The 17,522-nt window shown below is 29.0% G+C and carries 12 protein-coding genes; 7 read left to right on the forward strand and 5 right to left on the reverse strand.

The features are described from left to right. Positions 1 to 52 precede the first annotated feature (52 nt). From CLU81_RS02430 to CLU81_RS26725, 3 genes are all read right to left on the reverse strand, one after another. On the reverse strand, positions 53 to 214 hold the full coding sequence (locus CLU81_RS02430; RefSeq protein ID WP_158235301.1) for a hypothetical protein: 162 nt from the start codon (positions 212 to 214) through the stop codon (positions 53 to 55). A 1,147-nt stretch (positions 215 to 1,361) separates the two neighbouring features. Beyond that, positions 1,362 to 1,514: a hypothetical protein gene (locus tag CLU81_RS26720; RefSeq protein ID WP_158235302.1), complete on the reverse strand. Its 153-nt coding sequence runs from the start codon at positions 1,512 to 1,514 to the stop codon at positions 1,362 to 1,364. A gap of 71 nt (positions 1,515 to 1,585) precedes the next feature. Further along, a complete protein-coding gene (locus CLU81_RS26725) occupies positions 1,586 to 1,747 on the reverse strand; it encodes a hypothetical protein (RefSeq protein WP_158235303.1) in 162 nt (53 codons plus the stop codon). A 1,121-nt stretch (positions 1,748 to 2,868) separates the two neighbouring features. Here CLU81_RS26725 and CLU81_RS26730 point away from each other — a divergent pair. Both CLU81_RS26730 and CLU81_RS02440 read left to right on the forward strand, forming a co-directional pair. Further along, on the forward strand, positions 2,869 to 3,075 hold the full coding sequence (locus tag CLU81_RS26730) for a hypothetical protein (RefSeq protein WP_099708371.1): 207 nt from the start codon (positions 2,869 to 2,871) through the stop codon (positions 3,073 to 3,075). Between the two features lie 66 nt (positions 3,076 to 3,141). Further along, positions 3,142 to 4,290 (forward strand): TlpA disulfide reductase family protein, encoded by a 1,149-nt coding sequence (locus tag CLU81_RS02440; RefSeq protein ID WP_099708372.1) that lies wholly within the window; start codon positions 3,142 to 3,144, stop codon positions 4,288 to 4,290. 4,339 nt (positions 4,291 to 8,629) lie between these two features. On the opposite strand, the gene CLU81_RS02450 is transcribed toward CLU81_RS02440, so the two are convergent. Continuing rightward, positions 8,630 to 9,664, reverse strand: a complete 1,035-nt coding sequence (locus tag CLU81_RS02450) for a hypothetical protein (RefSeq protein ID WP_233209637.1) — start codon at positions 9,662 to 9,664, stop codon at positions 8,630 to 8,632. Between the two features lie 516 nt (positions 9,665 to 10,180). Continuing rightward, entirely contained in the window at positions 10,181 to 10,303 is a 123-nt protein-coding gene (locus tag CLU81_RS27215) for a hypothetical protein (protein WP_255410510.1), read from the reverse strand. Between the two features lie 781 nt (positions 10,304 to 11,084). On the opposite strand from CLU81_RS27215, the gene CLU81_RS02455 reads away from it, so the two are divergent. The 5 genes from CLU81_RS02455 to CLU81_RS02475 all read left to right on the forward strand — a co-directional run bounded on the left by CLU81_RS02455 (position 11,085) and on the right by CLU81_RS02475 (position 17,116). Continuing rightward, positions 11,085 to 11,870: a hypothetical protein gene (locus tag CLU81_RS02455; RefSeq protein ID WP_099708374.1), complete on the forward strand. Its 786-nt coding sequence runs from the start codon at positions 11,085 to 11,087 to the stop codon at positions 11,868 to 11,870. A 1,457-nt stretch (positions 11,871 to 13,327) separates the two neighbouring features. Further along, positions 13,328 to 14,569 carry a hypothetical protein gene (locus CLU81_RS02460; protein ID WP_099708375.1) on the forward strand — a complete coding sequence of 414 codons (1,242 nt, stop codon included), beginning with the start codon at positions 13,328 to 13,330 and terminating at the stop codon, positions 14,567 to 14,569. A 17-nt stretch (positions 14,570 to 14,586) separates the two neighbouring features. Beyond that, a complete protein-coding gene (locus CLU81_RS02465; protein WP_099708376.1) occupies positions 14,587 to 15,093 on the forward strand; it encodes a hypothetical protein in 507 nt (168 codons plus the stop codon). 101 nt (positions 15,094 to 15,194) lie between these two features. Continuing rightward, positions 15,195 to 16,142 (forward strand): DUF6175 family protein, encoded by a 948-nt coding sequence (locus CLU81_RS02470; RefSeq protein ID WP_099708377.1) that lies wholly within the window; start codon positions 15,195 to 15,197, stop codon positions 16,140 to 16,142. A gap of 14 nt (positions 16,143 to 16,156) precedes the next feature. Continuing rightward, positions 16,157 to 17,116, forward strand: a complete 960-nt coding sequence (locus tag CLU81_RS02475; RefSeq protein ID WP_144444455.1) for a hypothetical protein — start codon at positions 16,157 to 16,159, stop codon at positions 17,114 to 17,116. Positions 17,117 to 17,522 lie beyond the last annotated feature (406 nt).

Genomic DNA, 17,522 nt, shown 5'->3' on the forward strand with positions numbered 1-17,522 from the left:
ATTTTTGGCTTTAGAAATATCACTAAAAATAGTTATTCCTTTTACTTAATTACTACATAGCCATTTTGCTAGCAGTTTTACTACATTTTTTTTCGTCTTCGCAATCTTGCAATTTTCGTTCGATAAGTTCTATCTTTTCTTTATAAAAAGGTATCCGATCTTCCAATTCTTTTATTTTAGCAATTGAATTTTCAGCCGCAGATATTCCTTCCATATTTCTATTAATTAACATCTCGCCTTTTCTCTCATTCATTTAAATGAGAAGATGAATACTTTAAATATCTTAATTTCTTGGCTAAATCAACTATTTTTACAAAAACATAAAAAGTTTATACTTAACTAAATCGCTATATCTTTTATATAAAAATCAAGATCCTTTTACTTAACTTTCTTTTCCGGAAAAACCTCTTCTTCTTCTTTATATTGCTTTCTGTACAATATCAGCCTATGCGATGTCCGAAAGCAGAATTTAAGGCGTACATGTAAAATGCAAAAACAATCAATGCTATACAAGCTATAACTACTATGCCAACAACAATGTAAAATAATAATTTGTTTGATGATTTTTGACGTCTTGATTGAACTGTTTTTTCTTTTTCGCACATAGAGTAATTAATTTTGATTAATGTTTGGTTTCTTGTAGAAAGATGTGAATTTAGGTATACTCACACTAAATTACTTTGACTACAATATTTACAAAATTAGTTAAGTATTTATTTTTTAAAGGCCTATAATATGATTTAAAAAAAACACATTAGGACAAATCGAAACAACAAATACTCAGACAAAACCAAATTATTACCTAAGCAAACGGCTCAGGATCAATTTCTTTCCCTAAAATTAAATCAGAATTATTTACCACTTATGCTCCCTATTTATTTTTTTTCAAAATATCAGGAAACTTTAATATATAAAATATAAGCCTAAAAATGATTTTTGCTTTAGAAATATCACACAAAAGAGATGTTTTTTTTTATATTTAGTTACGAAATAACCATTTAGCTAATAGTTTTGATACGTTTTTTTCGTCTTCGCACTTCAGTGATTTTCGTTCGACAAATTCTACATTTTCATTATAAAACGTTATCCGATATTCTAAGATTTTTATTTTATCAATTAAATTTTCAGGCGTAGATATCCCTTCTATATTCTATCAATTGACATCTCGCCTTTCTGTTGTTAATTCCAAACTAAGCTTATATTTCCACTATTAACTGCAGTAATTTACAGACTTATGAAAAAATAGAACTTTCTAATTCATTATCATTAAAAACATAAAAAAGTTTATATTTATCTCAATGACTCATCTTACCCTAAAATCAAAGACACTTTTTCTTCTTTAGTATCCTTTATCAAAAACATCATCCTATACGATATGGCAATGCCGATATCATCATCCAAACAATACCTAAATACACAATACCTGCTATTAACAATGTAACCATTATGCCAATAAGAATGTTTTTTAAAAATTTTTGATTTGCTACTTTAACTGCTTTTTCCTTTTCATCCATCGTTGTGAGTAATTTGATTAAATTTAGTTTCTTTTATGGCATTTAAACAGGGAAATACTTACTAAAAAATATCAGCCCCTTGGCAAGTGGCCAGCAATTTTAAAAAGCAAAAATAAACCAATAATAAATAGAACGTAAACTATAAACATTGTATTAATAAAAATATCAATTAATAATTTCTTAGATGTTTTTTGACCTTTTGCTGCTTGAGCTATTTTTTCTTTTTCTACCATAGTTGTGAGTAATTTGGGTAAGTTTAATTTCTTTTATTTCAGGGAGTCCCAACTTTAAAATATAGAATACTGTAACCCACCATAATTAAGATAGTTTTGTTTAGAACATTTCACAAACATAGATAATTCTTTGTTTTTTAACAGGTTGCAATAAGATTAAAAAAAAGGAATCCAGGACAAATCAGAAGAATAAATACTAGACAAAAACCAAGGCTTTGCAATTTTTTTTTAAAATCTTCGAAAATCAAGAAAATATACAAAATAGCGTATTTAATACATTTAGAACAAATCGACAATTTAGCCCAAAATAAAACAGTTTGCCAAGACAATAATTTGATATGGTTTCGAGTATTCACTTTTAACCCAGAGTATCAACTTTAATCTTTCTGTTTGTTTAATAATTTCTTGGAATGTCAACCATTGAGATCTATAGCTACTGAATTTTGATTTTCTGGCGAATATCCTAAAAAAAACAGTATTGGAAATTTATGTGACTGACCAATACAATCGGAAAATAATTTTATATTTTAAAGGCAAAAAATACTTCAATATTAATTTCATTTTTTCTTGCTTCTATATCTAAAAAAAAACATGGAATACCCCAAAATATTTTATATTACTATCAATTATAACAAGATTTACATAAAGTAACATTTATCTCTTCCCTTTATTAAATTTTGATCAACAATAGAATAATCGCTATAATCACGATCTGAAACTGCAATATAAATTTCAGATTCAGGATCTTTATCTAAATCGAGTACAAACCAATGATCATTTTTTCCCCATAATATTTAAATTTTAATGATTTTATATTCTAATGAAATCCAATTATCCATTTCTAATATCTATTTTATCTCCTGTAGTTATGCATAAAAAATCAGGTATAAAACAAGAAGTTTTTTTGTCGAGCTTAATTACATTCAACTTAAATTAAAGAATCCAATTCAAAAAAATCAATAAAACAATAAAAAAGCCTTATTCTTTTAAAAAATGACTGATTATCCCTTTTTAATGTCTTAATAATTGCAGACTCCAAAGTAATGGCATTCTATATTTGTTTTATAGCTTGTTTATTAACAAAGCAAAACATGATTTATTAATATTTATTTTTTAGAAAAATGAAAAAATTTAGTTTTAAAGATGCAAAAATCACTCTTGCCAGGGATGAAATGAGAACTATTGTAGGAAGTGTGAAGTTCGTTAAAGATAACAAAGGAAATGGAATAAGTGGAGGAACTTGCGTTAGTTACAAACCCTGTTCTACGGGTTGTGGGGTAACTACTGGGGATGGATCTATTTCCTGTAATTATTGCTGTATAGCATAAATTAAAAAGAATCACAAATTTAAGTTTCACTACAAATAGTGAAACTTATTTTAAAAAACATAATCCATGAAAAAAAAAATGTTTCTTTTTTTGACCCTAATGATTTGCGTCTCTGTTTATTCTCAAATACTTCCAGAAAAAGTTTTCTATAATGATGGATTAGACGAAAGTTGGAATCAAAAAATAAAATTAAACCAACGTCCTTCAAAAATTATGCTTGCTAATAAAAAAGCAAAAATACAAGGTGATATAATCTCAAATAAAGACATAAACGATACAATCAACTTCAGTTGGTCTACCCTTGGTGAAAATTATTATAGTGTTAAAAAATTAAGTTCAGTGGTTTTGAAAAACAAGTTCATCTTAAATTTTAATCTTGACTATCCCCAAATGTACGCATTAAGTTTTAGTAGTGAAAAAAACACAACTAGCTTTAGAGTTGAAAGTTTCTTTATTGACAACACTACAACAAAAATTAAATTTAATTCAGAATATAAATTAGAAAGTTCAGATGGAGATACAAATATCGAATTTATAGAAAAATTTATACCTAATGTATTTAACGGGTCAAAAAAATATCCAATACCCTTTAACTTTAATGATGAAGATGATGCGAGATTGTTTGATTATATTAAAAATAATCCCAATTCGTATGTAGCATTATGGTTTTTGGTTGGAAGATTTAATCAACAAGGGTATACTGAATTATATGAAAAATGTCTAAAGTCTTTTTCAAAGAAAATAAAAGAGGAAAGATTATGGGGAATTCTAAATAATGAATTCCAAACTATATCAATAAAGGAAAACCATAAATTTCCAGAATTAGTTTTACAAAACACAGATCTTCAGAAAAGTGTTTTAAAAATACCTACAGCCAAATTTACACTAATCGAAATTTGGTTCAGCAGGTGTCGTCCTTGCTTAGATCAAATTCCTTTGTGGAAGGATTTATATAACAAATACAACTCAGCAGGTTTTAACATTATTGGCATTTCAACTGACCATACAAAAGATGTCGATATTTGGAAAAAAAGGATTTTAGAAAAGGAAATTCCCTGGAAACAATATCTTGATGAGGATGCTCTAATAGCGTCACGAGAAAAGATTTTTTCTTTTCCTTCCAACTTTCTTTTAAATGAAAAAGGAGTAGTAATTAAAAAGAATATAAAACCACAAGATCTAGTATTATTTCTAAATGAAAATATAAAAAAATAGTACTTGTATGCCAATCTTTTCTTTTCTCTGTCAATATCTAAAAAAAGAGAGTGTAAATATTGATCAGGATGAATTTGTGTTTCAAACCCAATCTCATCCTGACTATCCATTGTTATTGGCAATTTCAGATACATAACACTTTTTTGACATATTAAATATAGCAATACATGTTACGATTTCAGAAATTGAATTATTATCAGACCGTTTTGCCTCACTTTTAAAAGATGAAGAAATAAACCTCAATTATATTTTATCGAAAACCAGGGACCTAAATTTCCTTTGTTTTAAAGATAATACACGAGAATCTATTTCCTGTGCCACATTAGAATCTAGACGGGACGATATAATTGTACTGCTGGATAATAAGAGATAGAAAATGGATTTTCTATATTTAAGTCTAATTTATTTTGGACCTTGCCAATAGAATCTTCAATACTCTTTGTCTTATTGGTAATTGGAATTAGGTAAGCACCATTAATAAAGGACTTGCAAAACGTCTTACAATGGTAGAGAACAAGTTTGTATACCTAAGATCAATTTCTCACGGAGGATATGTAATTAAAATTACACATATTAACCTTTACTTATATTTTTATAGTTTATAAGTGTTTTTTTTGGAATTAAAACCAACCACACAGCTACTAATGCGGTGGACAGACTGCGGTTGCAGCTGCTATTATTTACACAAAAAAGACTTCGCTACGGTATATTATTGGGCTGGTAAATAGATTCTCAAAAAACTTTTAGAGTCCTTTACTAAAATCCTCAAGCCTGGTTTTAATGAATCAGAATAACAGCGCGGAAATCAAGTGCCAAAACGTCTTGAACTGGAACCTCAGGCTCCAAACAATGTAAAATTCATGCTCTCGACGTTATTATTATCCGTTGATCTGGTGGAACAAATTATTTTCGTTTTAAAAAAAGCAAGTGTTTGGAAATTCAGAAATTCTAATTAAATAATAATATTTAAAACAAAAAGGATCTTTGCATTTCATTAAATAGCCGTCTTCAACATTGTGGCAAAATCATGGCACATCGCTATTAATAGAAACAAAAAATCATCGAAATCAGATTAAGATTCCAATAATAGTAATCCGCACTGAAAAAACGCAAACCTTTCTACATAAAAAATCCGCATTTTTTCTTTGTAAAATTCCCCAACCATTGACCAACAGAAGAAATATATTTATAATTTTCATCTATTAGACTCTACTTTTTTAATCAATCTAAAAAACAATTATGAACTAAATAATTATATATCCAAATTACTAAACTAAAACTCTTTTATTGCAATGAGATTTGTTTAGACACATATAAACTTTAAATTTAAACAAATATACCTGAAAACACTATCAGATTATATTTAAGAAAGTTATCATCTATATTGAAAATATTTGAACAATGTGAACTCTAACTCTTAACGGAAGATATACAACATACTTTGTACAGAAACTACCTTATCGGCACATTACATATTTTTTATTTAAATAAAATCGTTTACTGTTTTATCCGATTAATCATTTCAGACAACTCGTAACCTGAAAATCTACCAATTAAGGACTATCCTTACTCACTCTTTGAAATAATTTATTTGTTTTTTTATGGATGTTATAAAACATTAAAAGAAATACAAAAAGCACTATTTGGTTTAAGCTGTTTTTCATTATTCTGATTTAAATATGTTTTTTCTAAGGATGCTTAGTTAAGAATAAATATATTCTGTTAACTACTTCGCACTAGATACAAAGTTAGTATTTATTTATTTTAAGCCTATTATCGTATTTTAATACCTTTATTATCCTGTGAATTGATGAATTGCTTGCTAAATTTGCCCTAATCTTTTTGAAGATAAAAAATATAAAGTGGATATTATTTTAAAAAATCCAATTTTAAAAAAATGGGATAAAAACTTAAATCAAATGGATACTTTTTTTGCACTGGTACTTCATTTGTTCATGTAGATAGTTTTGGTATTGCTATTTAAGCAGCAATACTCTTTTCTTAAAAAGTGCAAAATACGTTCTTATAGTAAATTTGTTTTTGGGGTTTAAATCCTTATGCCTTTGACTTAGTGGTATTTGTTTTAAAGGCGTTTTTTTTTGAGATTTACTTCTCAAATTAACACATATGTTGTTCAAATGTTTTTTTTTAAAAGCATTTGAAATTATATTAAAAACTATTTATTGAAAGAGTAAGATTCAAAAATCAATCCCTATTTTAAAACAATCTTCAAAAAGAGCTAGTCAAGAAATTTCTTTAAGACTTAGCAACTATAAAAGGAGCAGAAATTAAAACTTTCGCTCCTTTTTTATATAATATTGTGTCATTTTGGTAATTACCATTGGAAAAAACAGCAACAAAGCAAATCAATAAAAATATACTATTTTTATAACCCTATTAAATTTAACCTGTTGTAAAACTTTTAATTAAAACACATTCGTTTTTACTTAAGTAACCTTAATAAAACATAAAAAATCTAGCAATCTATGGCGTTTTACTATATCTATAGATTATTCACAGATTATCATAAAAATAAAAGAAAAAATATCCTTAAAAAAAATGTTTTCTTGCTCTTTACCACTCCTTTGGTGTTTCAATTAAATATTTTAAAGAATTATACCTTAAGAACTAAGTATACTTTCACATCATTAAACCAAACCATTAATGACCAATCACTAACAATAATATTTCTCGTAATTATCGTAACATTAAGATATCGACATAAAATTCATATTGTCAAAAAATAATTTATAATTTTTTAAGTCTTTTGAATTTGTTTACAATAAGAAGAAATATTATAAAAAAATCATTTATTAAAAAATAACAATAGCAAGATAAAAAAGAAACTAATTACCAAAGAATAAAAATCAATTTTAAAATCTTGGAAGTGATTATTCCGGTGAAAGTGTACACCTAATTCCAGTTCGTTCCGCAATACCCAGTTAGCAAACCATATTCCTCTTATTGTACTATATTCTTATAGTTGAAAACTTATAATACTATAAATCCCGTTCTTGATTTAATACCTAGAGATTGTTATTAATTACAAAAATAGCAATAAAGAAAACCAGTACTAGCATGTAGTCATTTCGCTGGTATAGATATTAATACTAGATTCTGCTTTTACTTAATTAATTATGAAACATTCGTCTGAAATAGTATAGCAGGCGTAAAAATCACTAGAACAGAATTTTTCCGTGTATTTATGTAGAAACTTTCGGAAACCGCCACAAAGCTATAGCCGAACTCTGTGTCAAATTAAATAAGATATCGGGAAGAATAACTAACTTTTGAACTGACTATCAAAAAACATATTCTCAATGGCGTTATTTTCTAAGAAATTAATCAACAACACCCTTCTTTTTGACATGAAATTAAAAAATTAATTTCCAGAATCTTATCATCAATCATTTACTTTTAACAAGAATTCCAATATTATTTTAAGACAATACTTTTCATTAAGATAAAGAAAGGATTCTAATAATGGAATAACAGATCATTCTTCTTTTCCTATCTAAAATTGCCAAAACCTGTTCTAACACTCGAAAGGTTTTGGCTATTGCTAAAAAATTGAGTTTGATTTGCCTAGTATGAAGTTTCCCTTTTATTTTTTCATAATTTATAGCATGAAAAAAAATAAAAAATAGTTCGACAAAAGGAAATTACGCTGTATGAATTTGCATTAATAGAAAAAGAAAATGCAGATTTATGATCGCCATAAGTCTCGACTAATCACTGTTTTATATCAAATACATAAATACAAATAAATAGTAAAAAAGGCGTGATCGAAATCAATAAAAGATTGGCATTTTTTAACACTCTTCTCTTTTTTCGATTCAAAACTATGGTTTCTATCATTAAAAAAAATACCCATAGTACAGCAAAAGATATTAATTCCATGAATATAAATAACTTATCATGACTGTATAGTTTTTTTTGCATTGATAAAAGATATACTGAAATTACAAGAAAAATTGCAACTCTAATAACTAAATGAACAACAATATTTTTGTTTTTTAGCGAATCTCCATCTACTCGTCTTTTCTTCATTTTATTTAATCTATTGATTAATATTTATTATTAATACTAGCTACTATAAAAAACTTAAACCGCATTATTGATAGCATTAAGCTCTTCTACTATTTGAATTTTGGTTACCACAGACAGAACAAAAACCTTATATTAAACATTATAGTAACGCTCAAAGTTTTTTATTTGTTTAAAATACACATCCCTATGTATCAGAAACATTTTCTTGAGCTATTCTTTTTTCAAGTATGAAATCAATCTTTCTACTTGTTAAATATTTTTACGAATTTATTTATTCGTTAAGCGAGTATTATTTTATGTTTGAAAATTTTACAACAGATTTACCTATAGCGCTATAGTGTTTGTCTTTAAATGAAAAACGTCTTTCAATTACAAAATTAAACTTCTTTTTAGTTTCAGCCATTCTGACAATTTCGCTTGGCAAATCTACCTCAACATCCCCTTCACTATCTTTTGCATTTACATATGAGCCAGTTGTTGTAATAACAAAATCACGGAAAAACTTTTTATTATTATCATTAACCACTCTATATGAACTTGACCACTCTGTACTTATATTATTAAGAGAATAGTAATTTACTTCCATTAAAGGCTTATATTTTCCGTCAATACCAACAAGGAGATAAAGATCACCTGAAGAAGAACTACCAAAGGCCCCATTTTCATGTACAAGTGTTAACGCGTACTGGTCTTCACCAATTTCTACCAATTTTGGCACAGGAGATTCAGCAAAAGAACCAAAAGCCTCAATAGCAGGTTGAAAAGATTTCATTTCCCATGAATTACTATTTTTCTCAAATTTAGCGATACTCAAAAGACCACCAGTAAATCTGCTGGTTCGTCCTCCGTCTTCATCATAAATAGAATGATTAAAGATCATGAACTTAAATTCATTTCCTTTGGAATCTGAATAATCAATATTTGTAAGTAATCGCGTAGCAACACCTTCAGTATATGGAAATAATTGATCTTCTAAAAAACCATTCACATCAATATAAGAAACTGGCTTGCAGCTTGTACATTTCCAACTCAGAAAAGTATTATGATCAGGAAAATTATATAATTTACCAGGAAATAACATTTGCATGGTTTCTACAGGATCTAGTTGTCCTTTTATCCTTAATGTTCTTTTAGTATTTAAAATGGTATCACTAATATTTTTAAGCTTTACAATATCATCGTTTTGAGCTGAGCACGTAGAAATAAAAAGAAAGAAAAAAAGAGTAGATAGAATATGACGTATACCTAGTGCATTTGAGTCAGGGTATCCTACTGTGCCAACTCCATTTTTAAGTTTTTGAGGAGCAGAAATTAAATTTTTCATTTGTAATAATTTTAATTTTTTCATATTTAAGAATTATAACTATCTGTAGTATGACCGTTTTTAGGTTTGTTTGTTTTTAAAACTAACAAACATATAATACATTCCATTATAAAGCATTTAGAACAAGTCATAAAATCATAACAATAAGCTTTATTTGCAAGATGTAAAACTACAAATTGATTAGTGTACTGTATACTCCACTACGATTTTTAGCCTTTTTATTTACCAGATAATACATTATTAGAGATGGATCTATTAGAAACGTTAGTGCTGAAATAGAATTTTCGATTTCAATTTGTTTTCGTGCGAACATGAAACGGAAATAATTCGAAAGATTATTACTAAAATCATTTTATTTACTTTATTAATATTTATTTTCACTAATATGAACTATAAAAAAAGCCTAATTGTTTCCTAATTTAGGTAATGAGAACTCAGCGTAAGATTCTATAATTGCTGTATATTTTTACGTAATAAAAAACAAAAAAAATAGCAAATGCAGCTATGGCATTTCGCTTATGGCATTAATATTCCAAAATTAAACCCGGTATCAAAACATTTATCATTTGCCTGCGCCTTTTCAATTAATTGGTCAAATAATAAATATTCTCCGGCACAATAATCAAAATATTCTTTCATAGGGTCACTCTGTATATCGAAAAAGATCACGCATAGTAGTTGGCTATCTTGAGAACGCAAGGCCTGTCAGAAATCCGTTTCAGTCCTATCATTTATACAGAGCTATGTTCTTATCATCTTTTCTATTGAGCCTCAATAAAACATTAACTTCCTTTACTCCTAATGGCAATGTTTTGAGGGAATAGCTTTTTTATCTTCCCATATTATTCTTTAGGGAGCAGAACCAAATGTTCCAACAGTTGTTGCGATGATTTTAGTATCCTGGCAAATTAAATTTTCCTAAACAGCTAATCAAATTTACCCGTTAATAAAGCAGGGCTCTCATATAATCGAACCCTTTACTTGATCGTAACTTGTTAGCTATTGTTGTGTGATCAGGTTTTAATAAATTAAATCTTATTACAGTATTTTTCAACCTTATCGAATCACGACCATTTGAAATTTGCATGTACTTTTGCATGTAATAGAATTATTTCCAATACAATTTTTGACGATATAATAATCATCAATTTGTTATTTATCCTCAGTAGAGTCCGCATGGAGCAATCTAATACCTTCAAGTATTTATTAAAAAACATTATCACCAACTGTTTCGCCAGTTGTTTCATCTGTTTTCTTAATTAATTTAAAAAGCTATAAGAAATAAAGGTAGAACTACAATTATTAATGATTGCGAAGAAATTTGCATGGGGACATATTCGGAACCAGTTATAATGAATTTTTAAACAACAAAAAAAAGGATCTTTAATATTTATCTGTCAACAATCATGTACTATAGAAAATGATGACAAAGAAAAAACAAACAACCATCAACCAGCCTTATTTTGGAAAACATAACGAAAAGGGGGTGAAAACAGCCTCCTTTGTGGGGCTTTTTTTAAGTATTTCTGCAACTCTTTTCATCTGGGCAGGATCAGAAAGAATTAATTGTTCACCACTTATCTGGAAGGTCTCACTCTGCATCAACTTGATTTTTTTTGCCTTGACCTGGATTACATATCTTCCGTTCAGGAAAACTGACAAACTCCTAGGAAACGGCATGATGGCTATGTTTTGTATGATCAGCGTTTTTTGGATATTTGGTTTTGCAGGATTTTATTTCTATTTCCTCTTTGCTTCTATTCATTTATGGGTGAAAATTTCTATATCCGTTGGCATGACTCTCATATTGATACATCTCGTTTATCAAACTCACAATGACATTGAGAAGGCGTTTCGACACAATAAGAATCTGTTTTCCCTTATGTATGTGGAAGAAGAGCATGCGTATACTATTACACAAAAAGCAGCCAACTTTCTTGATAAGGCAAAGCCTGCCAGAAATCCGCTTCGGTCTTATCATCTATACGCAGCAATTTTCTTACCTATTTTTGTATTGAGCTTGAATGAAATATTGACTCCTACTACTAGTAATGGCCACAGCCCTTTTTGGTTATTGGCTTTTTTGTGTTCCCCAATGCTTGTTTGGGGAGTAGACCCCTTTGTTCAAATATTTGTCACGAGGATTTATTACCCAATCACATTAGAACATAATACAGGAAAACCTGTTTTAATGAAAGATTGGTAAATACAGTAAAACTGGACAAAAAATACGATACAATAATTAAACAAAATGTTAGTAACTTTTAGTCCGGCTTAAATATGTCACTCTATTTTAGCTATTAGAAAAACTTAAAGATGGTCCGAATTACGAAACATTCACACCAATATTACATAAGAACCCTTCCTTCAAGAGGTATTTTTACAATAACAACAGTTATTAAATCCCGAATAAACACTTAATCTTTAATAGCTTACATTTATTTAAATATATAAACAAATAAATTATCCATCTTACTAATTCTCTTAATTGCCTGAGCATGTAAAAAAGAAGAAATGAGAGTAAATTAAAAAAAAATAAGAGTTGTTAAATAATTTATAAATCCCCGACGAAATAAAATGTCATCTTGCATTTCGTTGGAAAAATCTTGGGATAAGCATTTTGGTACTTAATAGTAGATCCGAAAGATTCGAGATTAAAAAGACTTAAGAATTTGCATGCGCTTTGAGTAAATACAGTAACAAAATTAGATAAAAATAACATTTAATAAAATAAGGAAAGTTACTCACTGAGTGGCTTTCCTTTATTTTACTTAAGAAATTAAATATTCGTCGAAAATAAGATCTTTATTATTAAATAACATATTGTGAAGAGTCGGAATTTAATTTTAAAGTTTCGACTGGAAAAATGTAAAAACATAAAAACATTAGTACGATATTTTCTTAATTTCACCAAATAAGTCAAATAATATTGTGTTTTCTCTCCTCCCATTATTTAACAACATAAAGATCTTTGTTTATTACATTTTTTTCGCCATCTTAAAGAAATACCTAACTGCCTATTTTGTTGTAGCATCATCATTTTCTTTCGCATCTTTTTAAGTCTTCTTTTTATCTTTTCACAATACATAACATGCAAAATCTGCCTAATTAGCTTAGTAGGCAGATTTGAATTCTGCCATTCAGATAATTTATTTAATAATTTATGTAAAACCGTTTAGGATATCTGTACTGATATGGTTATATAAAAAAGACCTATCATCGTATTATTATGTCTTAATGAAAAAACCCAAAGATGTACCTGCGTGTACTTTTGCTAACGGAATAGAAGCAAGTGTAAAATGATTTAAGATCAGTGTTCTTTTCCAGCGATGCCCCATAAATAAAATTATATTTCTAACGCTAATCATTATACTATTTATTCCTAATAGCAACTATAAAGTTACTTATAAGAATTAGTTTAAAAAAGCAAAGTATTGAATGAAACACGAAAAAAATATAAAAATCCTTTTGGAACTATTCCTAAGAGTTTGTCTGTAATGAATATTAAAGCTTTAAAGATCCCACATAGACTAATTAATCTAAGCATACACCATTAAGGTCAATAAAATGATTTTTGTTAACAAAGTGAAGTCCAGAAATCACTAAAAAAAACGGGGAGGAACTGAAAATCCATAAGAGTATGACAAAAATAAATAAAAATCAATGATTACAAGAAAAATATTAACATGTGCATTTCTTATTACATGCGCAACAAGTTTTTCACAAACAAGTAAAGAGATAAAATACCGTAGAAGTTCTCTTCATACTATTTTAATCGAATCAGAAAATTTTCCAAAAAAGGACAAGGTTATAAATGCCTATAATAATGCTCCCTTCCCGGATAAATATGATAATCATTCAATTAGTGAAAAATCATTTGATGCAAAAAAATATGGTTTGGTTAATGAATCTTCGGATCAGGAAATGATGATCGCTATAAATAAATACCTGAAAGATAATAAAATCGCCAATAAACTTGTAGCTAAATGGTTTAACAGAAAAGCTAACGGAACATTTGACATTGACATGGTAAGCCAAAGGGGGTTAAATAATGCATCGTTTACCGATATAAAAACTGCAGAGGCCTCTTCTGAAGGAAAGACATTATTACAATCAGCAGGTTTAGAGCTAATAGGAAACACATTTGTTGTAGTTTCGAAAATGAAATTTATCGAAAATGAACCTGTTGCAAGAGCCGCAAGAGAAGCGGCGATAGTTGCTGCAAATAAAATCTCCATATCCCTTCTAAGAAGCAAGGCTATCGATGTTGCTGAAAAAGCTTATGAAAAAGGAAAAGTAGGCTATTCTGTTTGGACAACTTCTTATTTGTACAAATTAAAATGGGATGATGTAACCAGCAATACTTTCTACCAGGATTTATGGATTGATAATTCTACAACCGGGAATTTAGCAACCAAAAAAGCACAATTTGACAAGTCTGATTTATTTCAACTGGAATATATCGGTTCAGAGAATTCTACAAGTTTAGTCACATTCTCCCTTAACGAAAAAAGAACAGAGGACCAAATTATTGATCTTGCCGTAACTAGAAATGTAGACAATGTTTATGCCAAACTTCAGAAAAAATATGATGTATTTAAAACCAAAACACCATTATTTACAGGAAATCCGATTACTGCAAAAATTGGAATAAAAGAAGGTATTGAACCGGGAGATAAATTTGATGTTTTGGAAGCGAATATGGATCCTAAAACTGGAATTATTGAATATAAAAAGAAGGGATCTATCAAAGTTAGTAAAAATCAAATTTGGGACAATCGTTATACTGGAGGACTACCTCTTTTAGATGATGATGGAAATGAAATTAAATCAACAATTGAGGCAACAACATTTGAAGGCGGAAGTAAATATTATCCAGGAATGCTAATCATACAAGTTAATTAGTTTTAAATCAATTAAAAATGAAAAAAATTATAATCACATTACTTCTACTGATCATTTCTTCGATTACAATTAATGCCCAGCAAAGAAAAGCCAATAAAGATACTGAAGCATGGCGATATGAAATTGAAGCTGTTCAAACCGGAATTCAGGGAACGTACCTTATAAAAGTTTGGTCTTATTCTAAAAAACCCGAAGTAGCAACAGAACAATGCAAAAAGAATGCTATTCATGGAATTATTTTTAAGGGATTTGCAGGCAAATCTGGTGTTCCAGGTCAAAGTCCACTGACTAACAATTCGGATTTAGAAATTGAAAAAGCCGATTTTTTTAAGACTTTTTTTAGTGATGGCGGGAAATACATGAAGTTTGTTACACTGTCAAACGATGGTGCTGTTGATGCTGAAGATCGCATGAAAATAGGTAAAGAATATAAAATCGGAGTAATTGTATCTGTAAATGTATCGGAATTACGTAAAGACTTAGAAACTGCCCAAATAATCAAATCTCTTTCAAGTGGATTTTAGTCTTTAAAAGAAGTAAATGATACTCCTTTAGACATTGTTCCCTTAGACTATTTCATCTTAGAAAGAAATAATTATAAAGAAAATAAACACCTTGTAAAAAAATGAAAAAAACACTGTTACTTTTTGCACTTCTATTAAGTGTAACAATCAATTCTAATGCGCAAGCAAAAAAACCAACTATTATGGTCGTCCCTAGTGATGTTTGGTGTAATCAGCGAGGTTATATGTTTGAATTTTATAATCAGGGCTCAATTGTGAAAGTCCCTGATTACAAAACTGCATTACAGGAAGATTCAGATCTTTTGATTGTTATTAGTAAAATAAATGAATTAATGGCCTCCAGAGGATTTCCTTTAAAAAACCTGGAATCAACGCTGAAATCGTTGCAAAGTGAATCAGCAGAAGATGCCATGGTAACAAGCAAAACAAGTGGTGCTGCTATTGCCGAAAGCCCGATTGATAAATTAAAAAAAGTAGCTAAAGCCGACATTATCATACAAATTATGTGGGACGTAAATACAATGGGACCCAAACACTCTGTAACATTTAATCTTCAGGGATTAGATTCTTACACCGATAAACAAGTTGCAGGTGCATCGGGAACCGGAGCCGAATTAATTGGATCCAATCTGCCTGTAATGTTAGAAACTGCAGTACTATCTCATATCGATAATTTCAATACCCAATTGATGAGTCATTTTGATGATATGTTCACCAATGGTAGAGAAATAACATTGAGATTGAAAAAATTTGATTCTTTTAAAGGTGATTTTGAAACAGATTACGGCGGAGACGAATTAGGAAATCAGATTGACAATTGGATGAAAAACAATACCGTAAAAGGTCGTTTTAGTGCATCTGATGTAACTGAAAATATGATGCTCTTCGAACAGGTCAGAATTCCACTTTTTGATGCAAGCGGCAAAGCTATTGACACAAAAGGATGGGCAAAAGGACTTCAAAAATATTTAAAAGATACCTATAAAATTGAGTCAAAATTAATGACCAAAGGATTGGGTCAGGCATCTATTGTAGTAGGAGAAAAATAATTATAATATTAAAGATGAAAAAAATAATTTTAATATGCTGCATGCTGGTAGTAGTATTGGCAAATGCACAGTCTTCCACTGTACCTGATAGCAGTCCAAAAATAGATATCTCAGCATACGTTTCGCCATATCAGGTAGAAGATATGACGGATATTGCGCGCAATAATCTCGAAAACAAGTTATCTCAAATCATTACCTCTAGCGGTTTAGGAGTTAGTTCTGAAAATTCAAGATTTATAATAACGGCAAATATTGTTGTCTTATCCAAGGACATTACACCAACAGCACCGCCAATGCAGGCCTACACATTAGGAGTAAATCTTTATATAGGCGATGGTATGGAAGGAATTAAGTTTTCAAACTGTTCTGTAACATTAAAAGGTGTGGGAGAAAACGAGACTAAAGCATATATGTCCGCTCTAAAAAACTTAAAAATAGAAGATCCCAAATATCAAGATTTTATTGAAAAAGCGAAAGTTAAAATTGTAGAATATTACAATCGTAAATGTGATCTTATCATAAAAGATGCTAAACTGCTGGCAAGTCAAAATCAGTTTGATGCTGCCTTATTTAAATTGGCAACCATTCCTGATGTTTGCAAAGCTTGCTATGACAAAAGTACGCTAGAATCGAAAGTAATTTATAAACAGTATATAAACTATGACGGTAAAACCAAATTAACACAGGCAAAAAACATTTGGGCCAAGCTTCAAAATGAAGACGGAGCATATTCTGCCAGTCAATACCTTATCGAAATCGACCCTAATTCAACTTCTTATACTGAGGCCAAAGCTCTTACAAATAGTATTGGAGCCAAAATTTTAGCCGATAACAATAAGGAATGGTCTTTTAAATTGAAAGTATATCAGGATGAAATTGCTGCAAATAAAGCTACTTTGCAAGCCGAAAGGGATATCGCTACAGCTTATGCAAAATCAATATCGGTGGATTATATAGTAACAGGCTGGTGGTAATTTGTGATGCAAATTTAGCAACTACAAACTCAGATAAAAAACAAGAAGTTTTTATAAATCTTTTTTAAGTAGCAGTATATTATTCCTATTACTAATAATCAAGATCTTTTCTTGAAGTCCAAATATGAATTATTATTATTATTATTATTATTATTATTATTATTATTATTATTATTATTATTATTATTATTATTATTATTATTATTATTATTTAATTGCTATTTGAAAGTGAATTAAAAAGACCAATCCACCATAAAACTTTAATGATGGATTGGTTTTTAATTTTTAAAAACAAGCTTAACAAATAACAAATACTGCGTTGGCTCACCTAAAGATACTATGAAATTGAAAAGTCTGATTACATCACTCAAAATAGCAATGGCGCCTATACTCTCCCCAACCTTAT

It is taken from the genome of Flavobacterium sp. 9 (assembly GCF_002754195.1).
Classification (GTDB): domain Bacteria; phylum Bacteroidota; class Bacteroidia; order Flavobacteriales; family Flavobacteriaceae; genus Flavobacterium.